The sequence below is a fragment of the Spirosoma flavum genome, from assembly GCF_042686045.1.
Lineage (GTDB): Bacteria > Bacteroidota > Bacteroidia > Cytophagales > Spirosomataceae > Spirosoma > Spirosoma flavum.
Genome location: NZ_JBHUOM010000001.1, coordinates 85,747 through 109,791, shown reverse-complemented (window position 1 = coordinate 109,791; position 24,045 = coordinate 85,747). Strand labels below are relative to the sequence as shown.

Below are 24,045 nucleotides of genomic sequence, written 5' to 3'. Positions count from 1 at the left end.
TCTTTCGGCAGGCCTATTAACTTAACGAACCAAAACACAATGAGCCAAAAAATTCGTATCAAGCTAAAGTCGTTCGACCACATGCTGGTTGACAAGTCGGCCGAGAAGATCGTGAAAGCGGTTAAATCGACGGGTGCTATTGTAAGTGGTCCTATCCCACTTCCAACCAACAAGGAAATCTATACTGTATTGCGGTCGCCCCACGTTAATAAAAAGGCACGTGAACAGTTCCAACTTTGCACGTACAAGCGGTTAGTAGATATCTACAGCAGCAGTGCTAAAACGGTAGACGCGCTGATGAAGCTCGAACTACCAAGTGGTGTTGATGTAGAAATCAAAGTCTAACGATTTTTTGCTAAAGAATTCTAGTGCTGCAAGTGTTAAGACATGAACTGTCTCGCACTTGCAGCATTTTGCGTTTAAAGTAATTTCCTTGTTATTCCATTGAATTATACGTGCACCTAACGGGTTATTTTTGTATATTGTACGTTAGGGCACATGGCCGCTCTGGGAGATTTTATCCGTTATGTTAAACGTCATTCAGCTACTTCCCGACTCGATTGCTAACCAAATTGCAGCCGGTGAGGTCGTTCAGCGACCCGCTTCGGTGGTCAAAGAGTTGCTAGAAAACTCAGTCGATGCCAAAGCGAAATCTGTACAGGTTATCATTCGTGAAGCGGGCCGCAATTTGATTCAGATTGTGGACGATGGCGTTGGTATGACGGAAACAGATGCCCGTATGAGTTTTGAACGCCATGCAACGTCTAAGATTCGTACATCCGACGATTTATTTCGCATTCGCACGATGGGTTTCCGTGGAGAAGCGTTGGCGTCTATTGCGGCTGTGGCTCAAATTGAAATGCGAACACGACGGGCCGAAGATGAATTAGGTACGCTCATTCGGATAGAAGGTTCTGACATTAAGGCACAGGAGTCCATTTCGTGCCTGCCAGGAACGAACCTACTTATCAAGAATCTATTTTTCAATGTACCTGCCCGGCGCAACTTCCTGAAGTCGAATTCCGTTGAGATGCGTCACATACTCGATGAATTTCAGCGCGTGTCCCTCGCCAACCCCGAAGTAGCCTTTTCACTGTTTCACAATGATCAGGAGATTTATAACCTCCCCGCGGGGAAATTAAGCCGTCGTATCGTTGATATGTTTGGCAAAAGTTACCGGGAACAGTTGAATTTTTGTGAAGAACAAACGCCCTACGTCACCGTACACGGTTACATTGGCAAGCCCGAATCGGCGAAGAAAGCCCGAAACGAGCAGTTTTTCTTTGTTAATAATCGATATATCAAACACAACTACCTGCATCACGCGGTGGTTGGCGCCTACGAAGGCACCTTACCCGAAGGTAGCCATCCGTTTTATGTGCTGTTTATAGATATCGATCCGTCACACATTGACATTAATATTCACCCCACTAAAACAGAAATAAAATTTGATGACGAACGATCTGTCTACGCCATTATGATGGCAGCCGTTCGAAAAGCCGTGGGTGTTTACAACCTTTCGCCCTCACTTGACTTTGATTCAGATGTTAATTTTCTGGCGGGTGTTCGTCCGGGCATGGCCAAATCAACGACGACAGATGCCAAGGCTGATCGTACTGGCTCTACTGTGAATTCGGATTCAGCCCGGCCTATTTCGCCATCCTGGGCCACAGAAAAAGCACAGCCAACCAATGAGCGGAGTGTGCTGCATGCTGATTCGTTAGACAGCGCTGCGGGTAGTAGTTTTGAGGTATCCAAAAAGCCGAACGTAACCGGAAAACCAGACATCCGACCGTCAGTTAACAATTGGCAAACGTTATATGAAGGCGTTTCTGGAAACAATGGGAAGTTAAGTCCCCCAACAGATGTGCCCGAAGAGGGGGGTGACTGGCTAGGCCCAACCAAGCAGGAGTCAATAGTGGACGACAAGCAACCCACTGACAACGAACCTATTACGATGGGTAGCCGTGCCAATCAGTTGCAAATGGGTTTAGAGTCCGTGGAAAAGGATGTGCCCGTACTCGTTGAGGATGATAATATCGTTCAGGTACAGAATCGTTACCTTTTGGCTCCAATCAAGTCTGGGATGTTACTGATAGACCAACGGCGTGCTTATGAACGAATCCTATACGATCAATTCCATGCGGCTCTGACAAAACGAAATGGGGCTTCGCAACAATTGTTGTTTCCAAAGACGATTACACTAACACCCGTAGATTTTCAACTGGCTCTCGACTTGCGCGACGACCTAACCAATTTAGGGTTTGAATTTGATGAACTAGGCGCAAACACGTTTGTAATTCGAGGAGTTCCGGTGCTGATAATGGGCGAAAATGAAGAAGAATTATTTGCTAATCTATTGGCGCAACTGCGGGCCGATACGGGTCGATTGAAATTAGATAAGATTGAATCGATGGCACGGTCGCTGGCACGCCGGTCGGCAATGCGTTATGTAAACCGCTTGAGCACAACTGAGCGGAAGGCTTTAGTAAACCAATTGTTCGCGTCGGCTAACCCCAGCTATACCCCCACTGGCGAGTCAGTAACGGTTGTGTTGTCGTTAGATAAAATTGCGGGACTTTTTCGCTGATAATTGAGTTAATCAGCATAACTTGTCACTTAAGATGTTTTCACTTACTCCGGTAGTTCGCGTTCTATTAATAATAAACGTATTGGTATTTCTGGTTACGAATGAGTCTATTATTGAGCAATTTGGTCTGCACTCATTTTTATCTGACAAATTTAATCCAATTCAGTTGTTGACTCATATGTTTCTGCATGGTGGTTTTAACCACATTTTCAGCAATATGATTGGATTAGTAATATTTGGACCTATGCTGGAGCAGTTTTGGGGACCGCGCCGGTTTACGTTTTTTTACTTTTTTACGGGTTTAGGGGCTGCGCTGTTATTTTCAGGAATAAACTATTTTGAAGTGCACAGCGTATATGAAACTATTCAGACTTATCGGGCAAATCCCGGTTACGATAGTTTCCTGGCCTTCGTTGACCAGCATGCGGGTTCTTATTATGATCGATTAGTACCTTTTATTGAAAAGTTTAAGACTTTTCCGGACGACAGTAAAAATATTCAGGATAGCCTTACCATCGTGAATCGAATATTCACAAATCAGGTCGATGAGCCAATGGTTGGTGCGTCTGGTGCGATTTTTGGCGTAATAATGGGTTACGGACTTTTGTTTCCGAACACTCAACTGTTTTTATTGTTTCCACCTATACCGGTTAAGGCAAAGTACCTCGTTATATTTTACGGAGCCTTTGAGCTTTACTCGGGTGTTTATCGGACGCAGGCCGACAACGTTGCTCATTTCGCCCATATCGGCGGCATGTTGTTTGCATTTATACTGGTGAAATACTGGGGTTCACAACGAAAAACGTTTTATTAGGGATGAGCGGGTTGTTCGATGATTTTCGGAGCGAATTCAATAAGCCCAACAACACGTTGGTGCAATTGATATTAGTCAATGTTGTCATATTTTTGGTGTTGCTGGTGACGAAAGTCGGCCTGCAAATGGCCGAGAATAAAGTGGCATTTGATTTTATTGAAGCTCAATTAGTGATTCCGGCGGGAATAAATGCTTTTTTGCATAAGCCCTGGACATTATTCACGTATTTTTTTACGCATGAAGAGATATTTCATATTCTCTATAACATGCTATTCTTGTACTGGTTTGGTCGGCTAATTGATGAGTATTTAGGCAATCGCCGACTCATGGGATTATATATTATGGGGGGATTGGCAGGCGGTATACTGTATTTAGCCATGTTTAATCTAGTTCCTTATTTTCAAAACCAAGCCGATGGGGCGCGAATGCTAGGTGCATCAGCAGCCGCATTCTCGGTAGCAGTTGGAGCAGCTACGTTATTACCAAACTATACCTTTCATCTGCTATTTTTCGGACCTGTACGAATCAAGTACATCGTTTTTTTCTTTATCATCCTCTCCATAGCTCAGTCGGCGGGTATGAATGCGGGCGGTAATCTGGCCCACCTCGGTGGTGCAATGATGGGCTTTGCTTACGTTAAATTATTACAGAACGGTACTGATCTTGGCCGGCCAATTTATTGGCTTGTGGATGGCTGGAGCAATTTGCTTAGGCCAAAACCAGCCATTAAAGTGTCTTATCGGCAACGGAGCAATGCCAATACACAGGCCAGTACGTTTGTAACATCGGCAGCTTCACCTTCGTCACCGGCTTCAACACCAGATCAAGATGAAGTCGATACAATTCTGGACAAAATTTCTCGCTCTGGCTATGAGAGTTTAACGCGCGAAGAAAAGCAAAAACTTTTCCGCGCCAGTCAGCGAAATTAATCAAATTATTAGCCTGTCACTTAGCTGATAATTTATAGAGTGAATGATGAGAAATAAGTATTTATAGTTGCTACAGAAAACTGAGCCTTCAGCGCCTACGTATGTATAAAGGCAGCTGAAGGCTTAGTTTTTATAATTATTAAAAATTATAGTAGCTTCGTTTTCCAAATACTATTGACAAACCGTCAGTAGAACAATGAATTCTGTACGTGTGTTGTTGTAAGACAGACGCTTATCTGCTACCATCATGCTGATTACCCCTGGCAGTCTTCTTGCCACTATTAATACCCCCGACGATCTTCGTAAACTCGATAAATCCCTATTACCTCAGGTTGCCGATGAATTACGGCAGTTTATAATCGACGATGTATCGGTATACGGCGGTCACTTCGGTGCCAGTTTGGGAGTGGTAGAATTAACTGTTGCACTCCATTACGTTTTCAATACGCCCGACGATCAATTGGTTTGGGATGTAGGCCACCAGGCATATGGTCACAAAATACTGACGGGTCGGCGGGAGAGGTTCCATACCAACCGCTTTTACAAGGGGCTCTCAGGATTTCCGAAACGGAAAGAAAGTGAGTATGATTCATTTGGTGTTGGACATTCCTCTACGTCTATTTCGGCCGCTTTGGGGATGGCTGTAGCGTCACAGTTACAGGGTAATTTACAGCGCAATCATATTGCCGTCATTGGCGATGGGGCCTTAACAGCGGGTGAAGCTTTCGAAGGTATGAATCATGCCGGTACAACGGATAGCAATCTGCTTATTGTGCTGAATGACAATTGCATGAGTATTGACCCCAATGTAGGTGCTCTGCGAGAATATTTAACCGACATCACCACTTCACAGACCTACAATAAGGTTAAAGATGAAGTTTGGAATTTGCTCGGTAAGATGGATAAGCTTGGCAAAACGGCTCAGGAGCTGGTCTCGCAGGTACAATCGGGTATTAAGAGTTCATTGCTGGAACAGAGCAATCTGTTCGAGTCGCTGCACCTCCGCTACTTCGGTCCTATTGACGGGCATGATATTGACCATTTAGTCAGTGTTTTAGATGACCTTAAACACATTCCCGGTCCCAAGCTGCTGCACGTATTAACCGTAAAAGGAAAAGGGTATGGCCCTGCCGAAAAAGATCAGACCAAATGGCATGCGCCTGGTTTGTTCGATAAGGTGACGGGCGTTATCCAGAAAAAAATTTACGACACGCCCCAACCACCCAAGTATCAGGACGTATTTGGGAATACGTTAGTTGAACTGGCTGAGCAAAATCCCCACATTGTAGGCGTAACTCCTGCCATGCCATCTGGCTCATCAATGAACATTATGATGAAAGCCATGCCAAAGCGGGCTTTCGATGTGGGCATTGCCGAGCAGCACGCCGTCACATTCTCGGCAGGTATGGCTACACAGGGCGAAGTCGTATTCTGTAATATTTACTCGACATTCATGCAGCGGGCCTATGATCAGGTTATCCACGATGTCTGCATTCAGGAGTTACCCGTTATATTCTGTCTCGACCGAGCTGGATTTGCGGGTGCTGATGGCCCTACGCATCACGGAGCGTATGATTTAGCTTACATGCGTTGCATTCCGAATATGATTGTGGCCGCTCCAATGAACGAGCAGGAACTTCGCAACATGATGTTTACGGCCCAATCGGACGAAGTACAACAAGGTAAACGCGCTTTCACAATTCGCTATCCACGCGGTGAGGGAGTTATGCCAAACTGGCGAACTCCGCTTGAAAAGCAACATATTGGTAAGGGCCGGATGATTACCGATGGCGAAAATGTGGCAATTTTAACCATCGGTCACATTGGCAACTACGCCGTTGAAGCTACGCGTATGCTGACAAAAGAAGGCATTCGGCCTGCTCATTTCGATATGCGCTATGTGAAGCCATTGGATGAGGAACTTCTGCACCAGATTTTCAACCGTTTCGACCGTATCTTGACCGTTGAAGATGGCTGTATTATGGGCGGTTTTGGCAGCGCAGTTCTGGAGTTCATGGCTAATCATGGTTATATGGCTCGCGTCAAACGCCTAGGCATTCCCGATGCCGTTATTGAGCATGGTGAGCAAATTGAATTATATCACGAGTGCGGCTTTGACCCTCAGGGTATTGCTGATGCTGTTCGTGAGCTACTGTTTACTGGCCGGGAAGTAACCGTTTAAACTCTTTTTTTTCGACAGGATTACATGATACTACAGGATGAATAATCTTGTTAATCATGTTATCCTGTTTATTTTTTGATGGGTATGAAAGTTTTCAAATTTGGTGGTGCTTCCGTAAAAGATGCTGTCGGTGTTCGCAATCTAGCCGAAATCGTCAGGACACAGGGTCAGAATACGGTTGTAATCGTGTCGGCAATGGGAAAGACCACCAACGCGCTGGAAGGACTAGTCCAAGCCTACGTCCACCAGCAAATCGAGAGCATACAAAGCCAGTTAGACGGTATTCGGACCTATCATACGGATATAATGAGCGAACTGACCGGCGACTTTAGTCATGTTCATCAGACCTTTGCTCATCTTGAAAACTACCTGAAACAGCCGGTAACAGACTTCCACGATGAAATTTATGACCAGATTGTTTCTTTAGGCGAAATATTGTCGACTCAGATTATTGCTGCTCATCTAACTGAAACCAGGCTTTCCGTCCACTGGCTCGATGCCCGGCAATTAGTCCGAACCGATACAACCTTTCGTGAAGGCCGGGTGGACTGGGAAGTAACAAATCGGCGCATAAAAGAGACTGTAACAACAAACGGAATTACGGTAACACAAGGATTTATTGGTCAATCTTTTGATAACCGAACAACAACTCTTGGCCGCGAAGGATCTGACTATACAGCGGCCATTTTTGCGTATTGCTTAAACGCCGAAAGTGTTACCATCTGGAAAGACGTACCGGGTGTGTTAAATGCCGATCCTAAATGGTTCGACAAAACCGTACTTTTGGACAGGTTAACCTATCAGGATGCCATCGAATTAGCCTATTACGGGGCAACAGTCATTCATCCGAAAACAATTAAACCATTGCAAAATAAGGGTATTCCGCTCTATGTTCGGTCGTTTTTGCAGCCCAATGCACCGGGAACAGTTATTGGTAATTATGAGCGACATCTGTCAATTCCATCCTTTATTTTTAAAGTCAACCAAGTCTTAATCTCTCTTCATCCGACTGATTTTTCGTTTATCGCAGAAGATAATTTGAGTCGAATTTTTGGCCGGTTTGCGCAGGCAGGCGTTAAAATAAACCTTATGCAAAATACGGCCATTAGCTTTTCTGTGGTGGTAGACAACATTCCCGACCGGGTTGCAACGCTATTGGCTTTGCTGAAGCAAGATTTTCGGGTTAGTTACAATGATGGTCTGGAACTTATTACCATTCGTTATTATGATCAGGGAACGATAGAGCGAGTACTGCCGAACAAGAAACTGTTACTGGAACAAAAAAGCCGTTATACAGCGCAGTTAGTGGTTAAAGATTTAGACTGAGAACATACTCTTTCTACGGTATTCAGGGCATTATGCACATTTCCCGTACCTTTGACCACCGAGTCCAACTAACGCTTTTCCCATGTACTACGGCTATTTTAATGGCACCATTGCCCCTACTGACCAGCTAGCAGTTGGTGTTACAGACCTTAGTCTGCTTCGTGGTTATGGGCTGTTTGACTATTTCCTGACTTATAACGGGCGGCCTTTTCAATGGGATTGGTACTGGGAGCGATTTCAGAATTCGGCTTCTCGTATGCATTTACGGTTGCCCCTTAGTAAGGACGAGACTTATGCTATCGTCATGAATCTTGTGGAGCGTAGCAATAAAGCACGACTTACTAGTGGCTTGTCAAACCCAATTGACGTAGGGTTTCGGTTTGTTCTGACAGGTGGCTATTCGGCGGATAGTATCACTGTCGAGCGGCCAAACCTACTCATTATGACCGAGATGATTCACCCCGTGCCGACGATTCAGTACGAACAGGGAATCAAGGTGATTTTAGACGATTATGTCCGGGAAATGGCCGAAGTAAAAAGTACAGATTATAAGCGTGTTATTCTAATGGCCGAAGCAATTCGAGCCGCTCGTGCGTCGGATTTGCTATATCAGAAAGGGGGCGAAATAAGCGAACTAAGCCGGAGTAATTTCTTTCTTGTTAAGGGTGATCGACTTGTTACGCCCGATCGCCATATTTTACACGGCATTACCCGCAAAACTGTCCTTCAACTGGCCCAAAGCGATTTTCAGGTTGAAGAACGACCCGTACTCCTTTCCGAGCTTTATGACGCCGACGAAGCGTTCACGACCAGTTCAACCAAAAAGATATTGTCTATCACCCAAATCGGCGATTTAACTATTGGTAACGGGCATGTTGGACCGAAATCAAAATTCTTGCTGGAACGGTTTAACGAATTGGTGAAGACCTGGTAATATCGACGTTGCATAATGGCGAATAGTTGCCTTTGTCATAACCTCTTCCTGCCCAATTCGGCCAACGCAGGGCAAACCGGTATAAGTCAAAATAAACGTTTCCGTAGTCGGAACAGTAGGGCCATTGAACAGAATACCCACGAGGGGAATACTGCGGCTACGGCATACGTCAACTGACAGAAGTGTATGGTTGATACTTCCCAAATAGTTTCGGGAGACCAATACCACCGGTAGTCCCAGCTTCTGCACCAAATCAATGTTTAGGTCGTGACTATTGAGAGGAACCATTAAGCCGCCCGCCAGTTCGATAATCAGTGCATTATGGGTTGATGGTACGCTGATAGTAGCCAGTTCAATTGAGATACCGTCGATTTCAGCCGCTGCGTGTGGCGATAGCGGTTGTGTCAGTCGATACGCTTCCGCGTGAAAGTATGACGTTGGATTACTCACCAACCGACGCACAGTGTCCGTATCGGAATTGCCTAGTGCACCGGATTGAATTGGCTTCCAATAATCGGCTCGTAAGGCTTCGACTAAAACCGCTGACGCGACCGTTTTACCAATTTCCGTTCCAATACCGGCGACGATTAACTTAGTCATGTTCATTAGTTAAGATGTCCGACAAGGCAACATGTAAAATAGTTAATAGCCGGTCTATTTCATAGGTTGTGTTAAAGGCATGCACACAAAGCCGTAAACGCTCCCGCCCAACCGGCACTGTTGGGCTAAGAATGGCCCGCACATCAAAGCCGATACGTTGGGCTTCGGTGGCAACATAGCGAGCTTGCTCATTGCCCGGAATAATCAGACACTGAATTGGCGACTGGCTATCAGTCCAATTAGTACCGGGCAACACGTTGCTTACCTGCTGACGGAAATAAGTAATTCTTTCGTGAAGTTGTTGCTGAGCAGTCGTAGACTTCACTTGCTCATGCGCGCAGCGAATTGCAAGCAAACTGTGAGGAGGTAAGGCCGTCGTGTAAATAAATGGGCGGGCAAAATTAATAAGATACGAGCGTAGCACAGCCGGGCCAACAATGGCGGCTCCATGAACGCCCAATGCTTTCCCAAACGTGTGAATTCTAGCCAGAACCCGTTCCTGTAATCCTAATTCAGCCACCAACCCTTCACCATTTTGACCAGACCCATAGACCCCTGTTGCGTGAGCTTCATCTACTACTAATCCTGCCCCGTACTGGTCGCAGATATCAGCTAGTTTACGAAGCGGAGCCATGTCACCATCCATCGAATAAACCGATTCTACCGCTACAAAAACTTGTCCACCCACTTGGTGTGATGCCTGTTTCAGTTTGATTTCCAGATCAGCCAAATCATTATGAAGAAAGCGATGACGGGTTGCATAACTGAGTCGTGCCCCATCAATCATACTGGCGTGAATTAACTCATCGGTCAAGAGCGTGTCACCTGCTTTGGGTAGGCAAGCCAGTAAGCCTATGTTTGCATCATATCCGGAGTTAAAAATAAGCGCAGATTCCGTTCCATAAAATCGTGCTAACTCCTGTTCTACCTCGTCAGCCAGAGTAGTTTGTCCGGCTAAAAGTCGGGAGCCGGTTGCACCGGTCCGTCCATTAGTGTGATTGATGTCGGCTTGTTGAATAGCCATTTTAAGCTCACTAGAACGCGCAAAACCGAGGTAGTCATTCGAGCAAAAGTCAATAGATTCATCGACAGTTCGCAGTTGCCGCAGCAAGCCTTCCTGCTGATAATTTGCTAATCGTTCGGATAATGTATGGGTAATTGAGCGCCTTAAAGTGAGCATATAACAAAGGTAAATCGTGAGCGCAAACGGTTACCAGTAATTGACCATCAATTGCCAAAATGTGTGTAAGTAGGTAGTTATCCACATTGCAATTGTGGATAACTATTCTATATAGATGAAATTACAGGTGTGAAGATAAAAATAAGGTTAAAAGTAGATTAAATACTCAACTACGAAACCCGTTAACCGCCTATTTTGAAAACAATTTTCCCAAACTGTTTACCAGTATCCATTTTTTGCATAGCGCGTTCTGTGTCTATTAACGGGAAAATCTCGTCCAGAACGGGCACAATCTGTTTGTCAGCTATAAACGAAAGCATGTCTGCAAACTCCCGCTCGGTACCCATCGTTGAGCCGAAAATAGATAGCTGTTTAAAGAATACTTTTGGCGGAATAATGTCGGTGATATTGCCGGTCGTCCCACCAAAAAAAGCAATCCGGCCACCCGATGCGGCAACATCAATTAGTTTTGAAAATCCCGCCCCGCCCGCACTGTCGATGATGACATCAAAGTAGCCAGCCCGACCGCCACCCGTTTGGGTCGTGAGTGTGTTAGCCCAATCGGGTTCACGATAATTAACTCCGCCAGTTGCGCCCAATGCTTTTGCCGCAACCAGTTTTTCTTCAGAACCAGATGTTACCCAAACTTCGGCCCCGGCTGCTACGGCAAACTGCAACGCAAACAAAGCGGCTCCTCCGCCAATACCTGTAACTAAAACTTTTTCGGGAGTGCCGGATATGTGCAAGCCTGCCCGCGTCATAAGTGCCCGCCAGGCAGTCAGACCTGCCAATGGAAATGCGGCTGCCTGTTCGAAAGAAAGATGCGTAGGCTTATGATGAATATACATTGTGCCCACTACCACATATTCGGCAAAGGTGCCGTTGCCGGGCATACCTAAAATCCGAAAATCAGGCCCGTAAAACTTCGGATTTCCGCCCCAATGCATGGCAGGATTAATAACAACGGACTGGCCTCGCCAAGCTGTATCAACACCTTCACCAACATCAGTCACTATGCCCGCTCCATCAGAACCCAGAATAGCCGGTAGCCTTATACCCGGATATAAGCCTTGCTGAATGTATACATCACGATGGTTGAGAGACGCGGCCTCTAGTTTTACGAGCACTTCGTCTGGTCCGGCAGTAGGTACTGGTGCATCTATAAGCTGCACAGGCTGATACTTTTCGGCAAGAAGGATGGCTTTCATAGCGTATATTTGTCCCTAAAAACAACAGATGATTCGGTTTTTTAACGAGGACGTATCGTATAAACTTACTCAAAAACAGGCAATCCGTAAGTGGCTTAAACAGCAAGCAGAAGGAGAAGGTTATGCTGTAGGCGATTTAAACTACATTTTTTGTTCCGACGATCACGTTTTGCAAGTTAACCGGGATTACCTTCAACACGACTACTATACGGACATCATTACATTCGACCAGAGCGAAGAAGAGGGCAAAATAGAAGGTGACATTTTTATCAGTGTTGATCGCGTGGCCGACAATGCCAATCAGTTAGCAATAACAGCAGAGCAGGAAATGCGCCGGGTATTGGCTCACGGTCTGTTACACCTTTGCGGCTACGGCGACAAAACAGACGAGGAAGCTGCGCAAATGCGGGTAAAAGAAGACGAGTGGATAAGCCATTTATAAGCCTGTTGTCAATTACAGATCACCTGGCGAACAGGTGATCAAAAATCTATCCGGCTGTCATTCCACCATCCAGTTGGATAGCCTGCCCCGTACAAAAGGTATTTTCGTCAGCACAAAGCCAGAGAATTGCCTGGGCAATTTCATCCGGTTGTCCAAACCGGCCAATAGGAATCATTCGGCGCAGTCGTTCTTCTATTCCAGGGGCCGTACTGATAAGTTCATCGACCATGCTGGAGTGCGTATAAACTGGGCAAACGGCATTAATGCGAATATTCTGCCGGACATATTCCAGCGCGGCTGTTTTTGTTAACCCAATTACGGCATGTTTCGAAGCGCTATAAGGTGCTCCCATCGGCATTCCGCGAACGCCCGCTATGCTCGACACATTCACAATTTTGCCCCCGGCTGGATAGTGGTCGCCATTGGCATTATACCCTTTCTGCTGTAAAATCATTTGCCGGATTTGAGCTTGCATACCATAAAATACACTCCCAACATTCACGGCCATAATCTGATCAAAGTCCTCCTTTGTCTGATCGATAAACCGGCCATATTTTCCACCAATACCGGCATTATTGATGCCAATATCTAACCGGCCATACGTGTCAACCGTCTGCCAAATAGCCGCATCAATTTGCTCGGGCTCGGCAACATCACAGCGAACAAAAAGAGCAGTGCCCCCCAATTCCTGAATGTAACCAACGGTTTCCCGGCCACTTTTTTCGTTGATCTCCGCGACAACAACTTTCGCTCCCTCGCTGGCAAAAGCCAGCGCTGTTGCCCGACCAATACCCGATCCAGCACCCGTGATAAATGCAATTTGGTTGGCAAAATTCGACATATGGTTTTCAGATACGGCTATCCAGAAGTCGAAAATAGATTTATTTTGTGGTTTAATAGCCGTTTTTGTGGAAATCAATTTCAGGAAACATACCCTTTTCTTTACCTGTAAGAACAGTTCGCTGGTACGCCAAACAACTCTTATCTGTATGTGTATTTACAGCTGAATAGAATTTAGACGGGCTGCCTGAAAACTAAATACGTATTATGAATGCCAAACCCATTTTGGAAACGGCTCTGCGCATTCATGCTACCGAAGCCACTCACGCAGCACGCGTTCGCTATTTGCGGGGACAAAAGGGTTGGGTGCCACTAGCTAGTGCATCGGGCTTGCCACAGGCTGCGGCTGGTGTATATATGGGTGAAGACAACGTAATTCAGAAGGGAATCAACCTCGCCGATTTGCTATCGGGACAGGTATCCATTGAAGGCATTACCGAAGCTTTTGATGAGCCGCCAACCCGCGACCAGGTTATGGCCATTGTTAAACCATTTCTATAAGATCTATTTTCTAGTTCTGTAAAGCTGATTCGGTTGCCTATTCCTTCAAGGTATAAGCAACCGAATCAGCTTTTTTAATGGCCTGGAAAGCCTTTCGCAAAACATTATTTCTGGCCTGACACAAAAGATTATTATACGCAATATTCTGATTTTCAGATATTTATCTAATCATTCTGGTTTTTTTGATATAATGTCATAGTAGAGGAAATCCAAACGTAGAAATCTAACGTAATAATGTCAGCCTACTCAATAGTGAGCAGAGACCATAACTTAATTTTTTACTCAATGAATAATGTTACTAATCGACCTGAAGCGACGCCTTCGGAGGCTGCAGCCAGCCGCCGGTCGTTTCTGCGAGTAGCGGGAGCAGCAGCTGTAACAGGCGGTTTGCTTACAGCTTGCTCCAACGCGGACCAAATGTCTGTTCAACCTAGTGGTGCTCGTGCTGCTGGCACTATGGTTTCGTTGCCCACTGGCGATAATGGTATCCTTGCCTTCGCCTATGTACTGGAACAGCTCGAAGCTGCTTTTTACGAAATGGTGCTGGCAAAACCGTATCCAAATATGTCTTCGGCAGATAAGACACTGTGGACAGATATCGGTGGTCACGAAATTATTCACCGCGCGCTTTTCAAGGCAGCAGTAGGTAGCCTTGTACCAACTCTGACTTTCGACTTTTCGAGCATTGATTTCAACAACCGTGCAGCTGTACTGATTGCCGCTGAAGCTTTTGAAAAAACAGGTGTAGGTGCTTACAATGGTGCTGGTAAATACATTACAAACGCCGACTATTTAACACTTGCCGGTAAGATCGTGTCGGTAGAAACTCGTCACCACTCAATTCTTCGCGAGTTGCAATACCCACATTCAGATGCGTTTGCCGGGCCAACCATCGTTACCAGTGACACAGGTTTACACCTTGCTTACGAGCCAACGTATGTATTGCCAATTGCACAGAAATACATTCTTGAAACACTCGACGCAAGCGCATTAGTAGCCAGCCTGTCATAAACCAACCACTCAACTCCAATGAATTTACAGAACTTATTTAGCGAAATTGAGAAAGTGGATGGCGAGATTTTCGACCGCTTAGCACACGTCTCACGTCGGGGCTTATTTAGCTCTTTGACTAAAAAAACTATTGCCGTTGCCGCACCAGCCATCATGGCTTCTGCGCTAACTACAGCCTACGGACAAGCAAGTACTTTGCCATCTAATGTAGTAGACGTACTCAACTTTGCGCTCACATTAGAATACTTAGAGTTCGAATTTTACGATATTGGACACAATCTGTCAATGATTCCTAGCAATTATTCGGCAGCATTTGAGCTTATACGGGAGCACGAACAAGTACACGTTCGATTACTGAAATCGGTACTTGGCTCATCTGCTGTTGCAAAACCTAAGTTCGATTTCTCAGCTAAGGGTACCTTTACGGACACGTTTACCAACTTCGCAACGTTCTCGGCTATTGCGCAAACGCTTGAAGATACCGGCGTTCGGGCTTACAAAGGACAGGCCCCTAACTTGATGAATGCGAAGCCTATCTTGCAGGTAGCTCTACAAATTCACGCTACAGAAGCTGCTCATGCTGCCAATGTACGCTATATGCGGGGTCAGAAAGGATGGATCACGGGCGGTACTGCTGCCATGCAAGGTCTTCCTTCAGTTGTAGATGGCAATTATAAGGGTGAAGATAATCTAACGCAGGCTGGTGTTAACTTGGCTACTGCGCTGGCTAGTGATACCCGGATAACGTCTAATATGGTTACCGAAGCCTTCGACGAACCGCTCAGCAAAGCTGATGTACTGGTTCTTGTTACGCCTTTCTTAGCATAGAAATTACGTATTAAGTTGTCTATTAATGAATAAGCCGCCTGTGATTCACGGGCGGCTTGTTTGTGTAGAAAGAACAGAACTAGACTGTTATAAGCCAAACGCCGATAGCGTTACAAACTCATTTACCCGAGCCTGAATTTCATCCTGAGTTAGATTCATAATTCGCTCAGCTCCAAACTTCTCGACACAGAAAGACGCCATAGCTGAACCATAGATAATGGCCCGTTTCATGTTATCGAATGAAATATCATCGGTTTTGGCTAAGTGGCCGATAAAACCACCGGCAAAGGTGTCGCCCGCGCCCGTTGGGTCAAATACTTCTTCCAGCGGAAGCGCCGGAGCAAAGAAAACCTGGCCTTCACTGAACAGTAATGCGCCATGCTCACCTTTTTTAATAATAACTGTTTGCGGCCCCATCGTCCGAATCTTAGCCGCAGCTTTCACTAACGAATACTCGTGAGTCAATTGCCGGGCTTCTTCATCATTGACAACCAGCACATCGACCAACTTAAGAAGACTCATTAAATCGGGGTTGGCAATTTCAATCCAGAGATTCATTGTGTCGAGTACGATGAGTTTAGGACGCTTTTGCAACCGTTCAATCACTGTTTGCTGAATGGATGGAGCTGTATTGCCCAGCATTAAGTATTGGCAATTCTGATACGATTCTGGAATTATGGGATCAAAATCTGCCATTACATTCAACTGCACCTCCACCGTGTCGCGGGAGTTCATGTCGTTGTGGTACTTACCCGACCAGAAGAAGGTCTTCTCCCCCACCCGAATCTGTAAGCCTTCCGTATCAACGCCGTGCTGATTGAGATCGTCAATCATGGTTTGTGGAAAATCATCTCCCACAACGCCAACCAGATTGTTTTCTTTCGTAAAGTATGACGCCGAGAGCGTGATGTATGTGGCGGCACCGCCAATGATTTTGTCAGTTTTGCCAAATGGGGTTTCCAGCGCATCGAATGCCACGGAACCAACGGTAAGTAAGCTCATTTTTTCTTGGTTTATTTTCTCCGCCCAATTACCGGACAGCGTTTAAATGGTTTGGTCTCGTCGAACAATTTACGGTACGTAATGTGCGTCTTGACAATCTTCGACCCTAATTGACTCACGAACCGCACCATAATCGGATTAAAATCGCCCACCCAATTCATCTCCAATTCGGTGTATTGGAAGTTCGGGTTGTTGTCGGCTTCATGGGGCATTCGGAGAGCAATAGCTGCTTCAACCCCTTTACCCTGATGTTCCGGGGCCACGCCAAACACGACCCCGAAGGCTTTATGGTTGGTTTTCAAAAGTACATGCCACAGAAATTTCAGTTTGCCAATAAGATCCAGTTTGCCGTTGACGTATTTGAAAACCTGATTCAATTCAGGTAAGCAGACAAAAAAAGCGATTGGCTCATCTTTGTAGTAAGCAAAATAGATGATTTTTTCGTCGATAACCGGCTTCAGTTTCTGCATAAGTACCTGTGCCTGAGCAGCCGACATTTCCTTAACCCCGCTATGGCCTGCCCACGCAGCATTATAAATATGCCGGAACTGCTCAGCGGCTGCGGGCAGTTGCTTTTTATCAATCGTCCGAAAACTATACTCCGGATTTTGGAAGATGCGCTGGGCACGGTCTTTCACCGCCTGCGACATATCCACCAGTTTTGCCCATGTTGTTGGAATGCCGAACGTATACTGCTTAAAGTAATCTTTGAAGCCGTAATTCTCAAAAAATGGAATGTAATACGGCTTCGTATAGGGCATACAATAGTTGGGCTCCCGGTCGAAACCATCAACTAACAGGCCCCACCAACGATCGCGGTCACCAAAATTGATGGGACCATCCATCGCTTCCATGCCTCGTCTCTGCAACCACGTTTTTCCAGCGTCGAACAGCGCGAAAGCTGCCAACTGGTCATTGATGCACTCAAAAAAACCTAGTCCGCCTGTTGGCTGATCATTATCGAGATTGGCAATTTCACGATCAATGAAGGCTGCCACCCGACCGATGGTTTCGTTTTTATCATTCAACAACAAATACCGAACGCATTCGCCGTGTTCGAACCGCTTATTACGAGTTGGGTCAAACACTTCCTCTACGTCGGTATCCAATGGCCGAATCCAGCATGAGTCAGTACGATATAGCCGCACTGGAAACTGAATAAATTCTTTCTGATATCGGGCGTTTTCGCCTACCTCAACTACCTGCATTTCAGAATATGAGCGGGTAAATTTTCAAAACAAAATGCGAATATAGCCAAAAGGTCCGGGCTGCGTAAGTGGGCTACCGTTTTCCGCTTAACAATCCCTAACTTTGGGAGCTTGTTTTCGTCCCGGTTCTGACCGGGCGGCCAAAGCCATGACACAAAATCGAATGCAACCACTCCACGTATACAATACGCTTGCTCGCAAAAAAGAACTGTTTGAACCGCTCAATGCGCCTTATGTAGGTATGTACGTTTGCGGACCTACCGTTTATAATTATGTTCACCTCGGCAACGTCCGCACGTTTTTAACCTTCGATACGCTCTATCGGTATCTAACATTTATCGGCTATAAAGTCCGGTATGTGCGCAACCTTACCGATGTTGGGCATTTGGTTGGTGATGGCGACGATGGTGAAGATAAAATTGGCCGGATGGCTAAGTTAGAAAAGGTTGAACCAATGGAAATTGTGCAACGCTTCACAAACGATTTCCATACCGTTATGAAGCAGTTCAATACGTTTCCGCCAAGTATCGAACCTACCGCAACGGGCCACATGGTCGAGCAGATTGAAGCGGTGCAGGCACTGCTGGCAAAGGAACTGGCCTATGAATCAAACGGGTCTGTCTATTTCGACATCGAGACCTATAACCAGCGGGGCGGTAATTATGGTAAACTTTCCGGACGTATTCTGGATGACTTGCTCAATGAAACCCGTGAGTTAGATGGTCAGTCAGAAAAGCGCAGTCCGCTCGATTTTGCTATCTGGAAACGAGCGGCTCCTGAGCATCTCATGCGGTGGAATTCACCCTGGGGCGAAGGCTTTCCTGGATGGCACCTGGAGTGTACCTGCATGAGCACCAAATACCTGGGTAAGCAATTTGATATTCACGGTGGCGGGATGGACCTGAAGTTTCCACACCATGAATGCGAAATTGCGCAGGGCGATGGGCTTACCGGAATTGACCCTGTTCGCTACTGGATGCATTCGAATATGCTGACAGTTAACGGGCAAAAAATGTCGAAGTCGTTGGGAAATTCATTCCTGCCATCCGAACTTTTTGCCGGTAGCCACTATCTGCTCGAACAGGCCTATAGCCCCATGACGGTGCGTTTCTTCATGCTTCAGTCGCATTATCGGAGCACGCTCGATTTCTCGAATGATGCCCTCAAAGCGGCTCAAAAAGGCTACCGTCGTTTGGCTAATGGCTTGCGTGTCGTTAAAACGATGACCTACCAAGCTGGTGAAGATAGTTCAAGTGTTGATGCTTCTGATGAGGCCCGACGACAGGACATTCGGCAGGCCGTCAAGCAGTTTTACGACGCTATGAACGACGACCTCAACACAGCCGTTGGTATTGCGCAACTATTTACGTTACTGAAGTACATTAATATGCTTTACCTCAGCCAGCTTCAGGCATCATCGCTGGGCGAAGAGGTATTTAATTTACTCAAAGAGTCGTTTATAACATTCATGCAGGATGTGCTTGGCTTACTTGAAGAAGGCACCAATAATCAACCTGTTCTGGAAGGTTTATTGACCCTTTATCGCGAATACAAAGAGCAGCGGCAATACGACAAAGTAGACCAGATTCGTTCGTACTTTAAGGCGCAGGGTCTGGCCATCAAAGACATGAAACACCAGATTGATTGGGCATATGAAGAGTAATATCCTGGTCAGCGTCCTGCTGGCCGGTTGCTATATAAAAGTGACATCAGAACGCTGACCGAGAACGTTTACCAATGAATAAATCTATTTTGGGCTACTCGATAGCTTTACTACTATTAACAGCTGCCAGTTGCCGAACCAAGCAATCTCAAAGCGATAATACGCAAACTACTGAGCAGCCAGCTACTGTATCAGCCCCAACTTTCAACGCCGATTCAGCCTATTTGTACATAGAAAAGCAGCTGGCTTTTGGTCCACGTGTACCGAATACACCTGCTCATGTACATACGGCTGATTATTTAGCGGCTAAGTTCAAGCAATTCGGGTGCGACGTTACTGTGCAGTCATTTATAGCGACCACTTGGGATGGCAGAAAAATAAATGCCCGTAACATTATTGGCAGTATTAATCCGTTGGCTGGCAAGCGCATCTTTATTTCTTCACACTGGGATTCACGTCCTATTGCCGATTCAGACAGTATAGTCGCAAACAGAACCAAGCCCGTACCAGCGGCTAACGATGGTGCCAGTGGCGTTGCCGTTATGCTCGAATTGGCACGTTCCATTCAACAGACCAAGTCGAAGCCCTATATTGGTATTGATTTCATCTGCTTTGATGTCGAAGATTTAGGGGATGGCGAGAAAGCAACTAAGGACTTTGAAAAAGGAAGTGGAGAGATTGATTATTTAGGCTACGGCCTTGGTTCCCGCTACTGGTCGAAAACCCCCCATAAACCTGGCTACTCGGCCTACTATGGTATTCTGTTAGATATGGTTGGTGCAAAAGGAGCTACTTTTCCTAAAGAAGGGCTTTCGATGAAGTTTGCGCCTACGGTTGTTAATAACGTTTGGCAAACGGCCAGCCGATTGGGCTTTAGTCAGTATTTTATTGATACCCCCGGCGGAGAGATTACAGACGATCATGTTGCTCCCAACTATATCGCAAAAATTCCGACAATTGATATAATTCAACTCAATACAATCTCGGGTGGCTTTTTTCCAGCTCACCACACTCTTGCTGACGATATGCGCTATATTGACCGGGGTACACTTAAAGCCGTGGGCCAGACGCTCTTACAAGTACTTTATAATGAACAATAAGCGAGCAATAACCGTACTGACGTTCAGTGAGCAAGTGGGTAAGTGGATAGCGCGGCCTCTGTTTTTTTGTACTGTAGGCATCTGCTTATTTAATAGCTGTGGCCCAGCACCCGACCACTTTGGCAAACTTGATCTAAAAAAATGGCGAGGAGACCGGGGCGGCTGCAATGGTGTTCGGGCTACGCTTATACCCGACTTCAGAGCCGAGGTTCAGAACCTGAAAGGCAATTCGTCCAACACCATCGGTGAGTTACTCGGTCGGCCTGACGTCAATCAAATTGCCGACCGGAATCAGAAATTTTATGTCTATTATCTGGAAAAAGGGCCTCAATGCGACCAGGCTGGTAGCAAATCGATGAGTCGCTCAGTTGCCATTCGTATGAGCGCTGTTGGTCTGGCAACGGAGATTACATTTCAGAACGGGATTCCCTGAGACAGTGCTTCCAGCCGCATTTTGGTCTGAGACATCTTGCCGACTGCGTTACAAATAAAATTTTTTCCTTGTAATCATTTCCTCCACTATGTCTGGCACCATATACCGAATGGAGCGATTGGCTCGTATACTGTCACGAATAAACGTCGCAGAAATATCTAACAGCGGGGCTTCAACTAAACTGACATTCGGGTGGGTTTTAAATTCACTCTCTTTGCTTCTGGGGCGCGGGTATATACTTAGGCCGTAATATTCCAGGATTTTGTCATAGTTTTTCCAGTTAGCAAACTGCTCTAGATTGTCTTCGCCCATGATAAGCCGAAACGTGTGCTGCGGATATTTTTCACTCAGTCGCGTTAGCGTATCAATCGTATAGCTGGGTTTCGGCATCGAAAACTCAATGTTAGTCGCCTTCAGGCGACTATTATCAGCTATAGCCCGCTCAACCATGTCGAGCCGGTCAAATTCATGCAACAGACTTTTACTCTTCTTAAAGGGATTTTGGGGCGAAACCACAAACCACACTTGTTCGAGGTCAGTTGTTGTGGCTATTGCGTTAGCAATAATCAGATGGCCAATGTGGATAGGATTGAAGGAGCCGAAAAAAAGGCCTATTTTCATCAGAGTAATAAGGAAGCGTCAAAAACCTTGCAAGTCTATTATTAAATCATCGTCGCTTTCGGTGGCACTTTATTTTCGTACACAAAATCCTCAACTAGCTTCTGGGCTTTCTGGAGAGATGTTTCCAAGTCGTCGTTTACTAAAACCACGTCAAAACGGTTTTGAAAACTCATTTCGAAATGGACTTTAAACAGCCGTTTGGATAAGCTTTCTTCGGTTTCAGAACCACGGCCAATCAGACGTTGGCGAAGGGTTTCTTCATCGGGCACTTTCACAAAAACGGCTAGGGCTTTGTCCCCATAATATTCTTTCAATTTTAAGCCGCCCTGCACGTCTACGTCGAATAAAACATGTTTGCCATTATCCCAAAGACGTTGAATCTCGGCTTTCAGGGTGCCATAAAATGCACCAATATAAACCTCTTCCCATTCAACAAATTCGTTAGTATCAATTTTCTGTTTGAATTCTTCAGGTGTCAGAAAGTAGTAATCTTTTCCATTCTCTTCGGCCCGTCCCCGGCGATCACGGGTGCATGCCGAAATGGAAAAGCCGAGATTCGTGTTCTCGGCCAACAAATGCTTAACAATGGTAGTCTTGCCCGAACCGGAGGGGGCAGAAAAAATGATCAGTTTACCGTCCACGGTAGATGATAGATTGGTGGGGTCTGTAATAAAATTGGGGTAATTAGGGCTGCTTTAAAGCATTGCCCTAATTACCCCAATTGCGTTTGTTTCAACTAACTAAAACTCAGAATTCGGGATTTAATCGTCGCTACTAACTGCTCAGGGCAGCATCGTTTTTCAATTCGTTTGGTCAGCAACTCCTTCACTTCTTTTTCGAGATGATACATCTCAATGCAGGGTTTGCAGGATTCCAGATTAGCTTTCACTTTGGCGAGCTGTTGTTCGGTGGCTTCGCCATCCAGAATCAACTGAATCATCTTCAAGCAGTCGGCACTGTGGCCGCAATGTTCTTTCATCTCGGGCTTGGCATCGGATGAAGATGATGGTGACAAGGACGTTTGCATTGGAAAAATTTTATTTATTCCAAGAATAATAATACCATTAAGTTATTAGCAGAACCAAAATAGAGTTATAAAAAGTTCGGTTTACTCTTCATTTTCTTCTTTATAGCCCATTGAAGATGCATAATCGCGCAATTTTTCTTTCAATAGGTTGCGGGCTCGGTGCAAACGTGACCGTACAGTACCAATCGGGATATCCAGAATTTTAGCCATCTCCTCATACGTAAATCCTTCGATGTCGCAGAGAATAATAACTGTCCGAAAATCAACTGGCAACGAGTTTAGAGCAGTTGCCACTTCATCACCAATTAAATCAGAAACGGATTCGGCCCGAAGGTCAACCGTATGTTCAGATTCAGCATCTTCGGAGTTATAGGTCGTCTCAACGTCCTGATAATCTACTTTAGCTGGTTCTTTACTTTTTTTCCTGTAATCGTTGATGAAGCTGTTCTTCAGAATCCGAAACAGCCATGCTTTTGCGTTAGTTCCTTGTTCAAAAGATGAAATGAACCGAAATGCCTTCAAATACGTATCCTGCACAAGATCGTTCGCATCGTCCTCGTCGGTCGTTAAGCGAAAAGCAAAGTTGTACATGGAGTCGATGTGGGGCATAAACTCTTTATTGAAAACCTGATATTTCTGCTCATCGGTGTACCGGCGAGCAGGTGTATCAGCCGAGGGCTGTTCAACGGGGTGGTCTCCGTCTGGTAACAATTGGTCCGGTCCAGCCGGTCCGCCGTGGTCCGGCATTCCGGTGCGGTCCTGATCGTCGCGAGTTGGCGTATCTGACATAACTTCGTGTATGGTCGCCATAAAAGTAAGAGTTAATTGCCGTTTACTATCGGCAAAAGTCAACGAATTCGATAATTTGGCGAACCAATTCGCTGAGTAGTATCAACATGTCAACTACAAAAATTAATCCTTTCTTAAAAAAAAGGGGAAATGTGAGTCAAATATGACTATTTGTCAGTGAACGTTTCATTATTTGCTAATGTTAAAGCCAGCTAATAGATAGCCGAATTTTGCATCTATCAACTGGCTTATCTTATTTGACAGGTTATTTAAGCTGCTATAGATCTAAAATAGCGCTTTAGCCACGAGTCGGCAGCCCGAATACGCCAGTCTGACAAAAAATCCGCTTTCGTTTTCACTAATGTATTAAACACGGTGGTGTCGGGTGTCAGTAGGCCATCCGTTACGGCTTTCTTAATGGCAGGCAGAGCAAGCGTCTGCACAGAACCATCGGCTACTTGTATGGCTGCCGAACGGTTAAAGAAATCGGCCGACACTTCCCGACCAATTTCCTGCAACGTCCGCACGGATGCATCAATCGAACAACCGCTTGGCAAATTGTATCCCTCATCCACGCCAATAATCACAAAGCGATTTTTTATCACCTGTGCTGATGCCAACAACGGCTGACCATGTGCTGCCCACTGGCTTAAGGCTGGTTGCAAAGCTTCCTCAATTATTTTTACCTCGCCGTCTGTAAACGGGCGGTCTGCCTGATACACCCATACGCGGGCGGTGTCGGGCAATTTGTCAAAGTCAATATACATAGAGCTAATAATGAGTGATAAATGATGACTGATCTTGTTTAAAAATAATT

At 45.7% G+C, this 24,045-nt stretch carries 25 protein-coding genes; 14 read left to right on the top strand and 11 right to left on the bottom strand.

Features of this window, described 5'->3' with window-relative positions; translation table 11 throughout:
* Positions 1 to 39: 39 nt before the first annotated feature.
* The 7 genes from rpsJ (at position 40) to ACFS25_RS00435 (ending at position 8,775) form a co-directional block, all read left to right on the top strand.
* The gene (rpsJ, locus tag ACFS25_RS00465) at positions 40 to 345 is read left to right on the top strand and encodes a 30S ribosomal protein S10 (protein ID WP_012930032.1); all 306 of its coding nucleotides are present in this window, start codon (positions 40 to 42) and stop codon (positions 343 to 345) included.
* A 181-nt stretch (positions 346 to 526) separates the two neighbouring features.
* Positions 527 to 2,590, top strand: coding sequence for a DNA mismatch repair endonuclease MutL (gene mutL / locus ACFS25_RS00460; protein WP_381496433.1), 2,064 nt, complete (start codon positions 527 to 529; stop codon positions 2,588 to 2,590).
* A 34-nt stretch (positions 2,591 to 2,624) separates the two neighbouring features.
* A complete protein-coding gene (locus tag ACFS25_RS00455) occupies positions 2,625 to 3,404 on the top strand; it encodes a rhomboid family intramembrane serine protease (RefSeq protein ID WP_381496432.1) in 780 nt (259 codons plus the stop codon).
* A 2-nt stretch (positions 3,405 to 3,406) separates the two neighbouring features.
* Entirely contained in the window at positions 3,407 to 4,333 is a 927-nt protein-coding gene (locus tag ACFS25_RS00450) for a rhomboid family intramembrane serine protease (RefSeq protein ID WP_381496431.1), read from the top strand.
* Between the two features lie 247 nt (positions 4,334 to 4,580).
* Positions 4,581 to 6,515 (top strand): 1-deoxy-D-xylulose-5-phosphate synthase, encoded by a 1,935-nt coding sequence (gene dxs, locus ACFS25_RS00445; RefSeq protein ID WP_381496430.1) that lies wholly within the window; start codon positions 4,581 to 4,583, stop codon positions 6,513 to 6,515.
* Between the two features lie 84 nt (positions 6,516 to 6,599).
* Complete coding sequence (locus ACFS25_RS00440; protein WP_381496429.1) at positions 6,600 to 7,841, top strand: aspartate kinase; 1,242 nt, start codon at positions 6,600 to 6,602, stop codon at positions 7,839 to 7,841.
* Positions 7,842 to 7,923: 82 nt separating this feature from the next.
* A complete protein-coding gene (locus ACFS25_RS00435; RefSeq protein WP_381496428.1) occupies positions 7,924 to 8,775 on the top strand; it encodes an aminotransferase class IV in 852 nt (283 codons plus the stop codon).
* Here the strand turns inward: ACFS25_RS00435 and bioD are convergent.
* The 3 genes from bioD to ACFS25_RS00420 all read right to left on the bottom strand — a co-directional run bounded on the left by bioD (position 8,728) and on the right by ACFS25_RS00420 (position 11,763).
* Positions 8,728 to 9,381, bottom strand: coding sequence for a dethiobiotin synthase (bioD, locus tag ACFS25_RS00430; RefSeq protein WP_381496427.1), 654 nt, complete (start codon positions 9,379 to 9,381; stop codon positions 8,728 to 8,730). The two genes, ACFS25_RS00435 and bioD, sit on opposite strands and share 48 nt — an antisense overlap.
* The gene (locus ACFS25_RS00425; RefSeq protein ID WP_381496426.1) at positions 9,368 to 10,555 is read right to left on the bottom strand and encodes an aminotransferase class I/II-fold pyridoxal phosphate-dependent enzyme; all 1,188 of its coding nucleotides are present in this window, start codon (positions 10,553 to 10,555) and stop codon (positions 9,368 to 9,370) included. The genes bioD and ACFS25_RS00425 overlap by 14 nt, the downstream gene beginning before the upstream one ends.
* Before the next feature lie 182 nt (positions 10,556 to 10,737).
* Positions 10,738 to 11,763 carry a quinone oxidoreductase family protein gene (locus tag ACFS25_RS00420; protein ID WP_381496425.1) on the bottom strand — a complete coding sequence of 342 codons (1,026 nt, stop codon included), beginning with the start codon at positions 11,761 to 11,763 and terminating at the stop codon, positions 10,738 to 10,740.
* A gap of 28 nt (positions 11,764 to 11,791) precedes the next feature.
* On the opposite strand from ACFS25_RS00420, the gene ybeY reads away from it, so the two are divergent.
* A complete protein-coding gene (gene ybeY, locus ACFS25_RS00415) occupies positions 11,792 to 12,205 on the top strand; it encodes an rRNA maturation RNase YbeY (RefSeq protein WP_381496424.1) in 414 nt (137 codons plus the stop codon).
* Positions 12,206 to 12,251: 46 nt separating this feature from the next.
* Here the strand turns inward: ybeY and ACFS25_RS00410 are convergent, their stop codons facing one another.
* Positions 12,252 to 13,046, bottom strand: a complete 795-nt coding sequence (locus ACFS25_RS00410; protein ID WP_381496423.1) for a glucose 1-dehydrogenase — start codon at positions 13,044 to 13,046, stop codon at positions 12,252 to 12,254.
* Between the two features lie 206 nt (positions 13,047 to 13,252).
* Between ACFS25_RS00410 and ACFS25_RS00405 the strand changes: the two genes are divergently transcribed.
* The 3 genes from ACFS25_RS00405 (at position 13,253) to ACFS25_RS00395 (ending at position 15,385) form a co-directional block, all read left to right on the top strand.
* Complete coding sequence (locus tag ACFS25_RS00405; RefSeq protein ID WP_381496422.1) at positions 13,253 to 13,546, top strand: hypothetical protein; 294 nt, start codon at positions 13,253 to 13,255, stop codon at positions 13,544 to 13,546.
* A gap of 285 nt (positions 13,547 to 13,831) precedes the next feature.
* A complete protein-coding gene (locus ACFS25_RS00400; protein ID WP_381496421.1) occupies positions 13,832 to 14,557 on the top strand; it encodes a ferritin-like domain-containing protein in 726 nt (241 codons plus the stop codon).
* Between the two features lie 18 nt (positions 14,558 to 14,575).
* Complete coding sequence (locus tag ACFS25_RS00395) at positions 14,576 to 15,385, top strand: ferritin-like domain-containing protein (RefSeq protein WP_381496420.1); 810 nt, start codon at positions 14,576 to 14,578, stop codon at positions 15,383 to 15,385.
* Between the two features lie 87 nt (positions 15,386 to 15,472).
* Here ACFS25_RS00395 and ACFS25_RS00390 read toward each other — a convergent pair whose 3' ends face one another.
* Positions 15,473 to 16,387, bottom strand: coding sequence for a PfkB family carbohydrate kinase (locus ACFS25_RS00390; protein ID WP_381496419.1), 915 nt, complete (start codon positions 16,385 to 16,387; stop codon positions 15,473 to 15,475).
* An 11-nt stretch (positions 16,388 to 16,398) separates the two neighbouring features.
* Entirely contained in the window at positions 16,399 to 17,595 is a 1,197-nt protein-coding gene (locus tag ACFS25_RS00385) for a hypothetical protein (RefSeq protein ID WP_381496418.1), read from the bottom strand.
* A 163-nt stretch (positions 17,596 to 17,758) separates the two neighbouring features.
* Here ACFS25_RS00385 and cysS point away from each other — a divergent pair, with 163 nt between their 5' ends.
* The 3 genes from cysS to ACFS25_RS00370 all read left to right on the top strand — a co-directional run bounded on the left by cysS (position 17,759) and on the right by ACFS25_RS00370 (position 20,791).
* Positions 17,759 to 19,258: a cysteine--tRNA ligase gene (gene cysS, locus ACFS25_RS00380; protein WP_381497397.1), complete on the top strand. Its 1,500-nt coding sequence runs from the start codon at positions 17,759 to 17,761 to the stop codon at positions 19,256 to 19,258.
* A 74-nt stretch (positions 19,259 to 19,332) separates the two neighbouring features.
* Positions 19,333 to 20,358, top strand: a complete 1,026-nt coding sequence (locus ACFS25_RS00375) for a M28 family peptidase (protein ID WP_381496417.1) — start codon at positions 19,333 to 19,335, stop codon at positions 20,356 to 20,358.
* Positions 20,348 to 20,791: a hypothetical protein gene (locus ACFS25_RS00370; protein ID WP_381496416.1), complete on the top strand. Its 444-nt coding sequence runs from the start codon at positions 20,348 to 20,350 to the stop codon at positions 20,789 to 20,791. The genes ACFS25_RS00375 and ACFS25_RS00370 overlap by 11 nt, the downstream gene beginning before the upstream one ends.
* Positions 20,792 to 20,839: 48 nt before the next feature.
* Here ACFS25_RS00370 and nadD read toward each other — a convergent pair whose 3' ends face one another.
* The 5 genes from nadD to ACFS25_RS00345 all read right to left on the bottom strand — a co-directional run bounded on the left by nadD (position 20,840) and on the right by ACFS25_RS00345 (position 23,995).
* Complete coding sequence (nadD, locus tag ACFS25_RS00365; RefSeq protein ID WP_381496415.1) at positions 20,840 to 21,412, bottom strand: nicotinate (nicotinamide) nucleotide adenylyltransferase; 573 nt, start codon at positions 21,410 to 21,412, stop codon at positions 20,840 to 20,842.
* 41 nt (positions 21,413 to 21,453) lie between these two features.
* A complete protein-coding gene (gene gmk / locus ACFS25_RS00360; RefSeq protein WP_381496414.1) occupies positions 21,454 to 22,053 on the bottom strand; it encodes a guanylate kinase in 600 nt (199 codons plus the stop codon).
* A 95-nt stretch (positions 22,054 to 22,148) separates the two neighbouring features.
* Positions 22,149 to 22,391, bottom strand: coding sequence for a hypothetical protein (locus ACFS25_RS00355; RefSeq protein WP_381497396.1), 243 nt, complete (start codon positions 22,389 to 22,391; stop codon positions 22,149 to 22,151).
* A 129-nt stretch (positions 22,392 to 22,520) separates the two neighbouring features.
* Entirely contained in the window at positions 22,521 to 23,228 is a 708-nt protein-coding gene (locus tag ACFS25_RS00350) for a sigma-70 family RNA polymerase sigma factor (RefSeq protein ID WP_381497395.1), read from the bottom strand.
* Between the two features lie 269 nt (positions 23,229 to 23,497).
* A complete protein-coding gene (locus ACFS25_RS00345) occupies positions 23,498 to 23,995 on the bottom strand; it encodes a hypothetical protein (RefSeq protein WP_381496413.1) in 498 nt (165 codons plus the stop codon).
* Between the last annotated feature and the right edge of the window lie 50 nt (positions 23,996 to 24,045).

Excerpts from the sequence above, each read along its gene's own strand:
- rpsJ (WP_012930032.1), top strand. The coding sequence starts at position 40 with ATGAGCCAAAAAATTCGTATCAAGCTAAAGTCGTTCGACCACATGCTG.
- mutL (WP_381496433.1), top strand. The coding sequence starts at position 527 with ATGTTAAACGTCATTCAGCTACTTCCCGACTCGATTGCTAACCAAATT.
- ACFS25_RS00455 (WP_381496432.1), top strand. The coding sequence starts at position 2,625 with ATGTTTTCACTTACTCCGGTAGTTCGCGTTCTATTAATAATAAACGTA.
- ACFS25_RS00450 (WP_381496431.1), top strand. The coding sequence starts at position 3,407 with ATGAGCGGGTTGTTCGATGATTTTCGGAGCGAATTCAATAAGCCCAAC.
- dxs (WP_381496430.1), top strand. The coding sequence starts at position 4,581 with ATGCTGATTACCCCTGGCAGTCTTCTTGCCACTATTAATACCCCCGAC.
- ACFS25_RS00440 (WP_381496429.1), top strand. The coding sequence starts at position 6,600 with ATGAAAGTTTTCAAATTTGGTGGTGCTTCCGTAAAAGATGCTGTCGGT.
- ACFS25_RS00435 (WP_381496428.1), top strand. The coding sequence starts at position 7,924 with ATGTACTACGGCTATTTTAATGGCACCATTGCCCCTACTGACCAGCTA.
- bioD (WP_381496427.1), bottom strand. The coding sequence starts at position 9,381 with ATGAACATGACTAAGTTAATCGTCGCCGGTATTGGAACGGAAATTGGT.
- ACFS25_RS00425 (WP_381496426.1), bottom strand. The coding sequence starts at position 10,555 with ATGCTCACTTTAAGGCGCTCAATTACCCATACATTATCCGAACGATTA.
- ACFS25_RS00420 (WP_381496425.1), bottom strand. The coding sequence starts at position 11,763 with ATGAAAGCCATCCTTCTTGCCGAAAAGTATCAGCCTGTGCAGCTTATA.
- ybeY (WP_381496424.1), top strand. The coding sequence starts at position 11,792 with ATGATTCGGTTTTTTAACGAGGACGTATCGTATAAACTTACTCAAAAA.
- ACFS25_RS00410 (WP_381496423.1), bottom strand. The coding sequence starts at position 13,046 with ATGTCGAATTTTGCCAACCAAATTGCATTTATCACGGGTGCTGGATCG.
- ACFS25_RS00405 (WP_381496422.1), top strand. The coding sequence starts at position 13,253 with ATGAATGCCAAACCCATTTTGGAAACGGCTCTGCGCATTCATGCTACC.
- ACFS25_RS00400 (WP_381496421.1), top strand. The coding sequence starts at position 13,832 with ATGAATAATGTTACTAATCGACCTGAAGCGACGCCTTCGGAGGCTGCA.
- ACFS25_RS00395 (WP_381496420.1), top strand. The coding sequence starts at position 14,576 with ATGAATTTACAGAACTTATTTAGCGAAATTGAGAAAGTGGATGGCGAG.
- ACFS25_RS00390 (WP_381496419.1), bottom strand. The coding sequence starts at position 16,387 with ATGAGCTTACTTACCGTTGGTTCCGTGGCATTCGATGCGCTGGAAACC.
- ACFS25_RS00385 (WP_381496418.1), bottom strand. The coding sequence starts at position 17,595 with ATGCAGGTAGTTGAGGTAGGCGAAAACGCCCGATATCAGAAAGAATTT.
- cysS (WP_381497397.1), top strand. The coding sequence starts at position 17,759 with ATGCAACCACTCCACGTATACAATACGCTTGCTCGCAAAAAAGAACTG.
- ACFS25_RS00375 (WP_381496417.1), top strand. The coding sequence starts at position 19,333 with ATGAATAAATCTATTTTGGGCTACTCGATAGCTTTACTACTATTAACA.
- ACFS25_RS00370 (WP_381496416.1), top strand. The coding sequence starts at position 20,348 with ATGAACAATAAGCGAGCAATAACCGTACTGACGTTCAGTGAGCAAGTG.
- nadD (WP_381496415.1), bottom strand. The coding sequence starts at position 21,412 with ATGAAAATAGGCCTTTTTTTCGGCTCCTTCAATCCTATCCACATTGGC.
- ACFS25_RS00355 (WP_381497396.1), bottom strand. The coding sequence starts at position 22,391 with ATGAAAGAACATTGCGGCCACAGTGCCGACTGCTTGAAGATGATTCAG.
- ACFS25_RS00350 (WP_381497395.1), bottom strand. The coding sequence starts at position 23,228 with ATGTCAGATACGCCAACTCGCGACGATCAGGACCGCACCGGAATGCCG.
- ACFS25_RS00345 (WP_381496413.1), bottom strand. The coding sequence starts at position 23,995 with ATGTATATTGACTTTGACAAATTGCCCGACACCGCCCGCGTATGGGTG.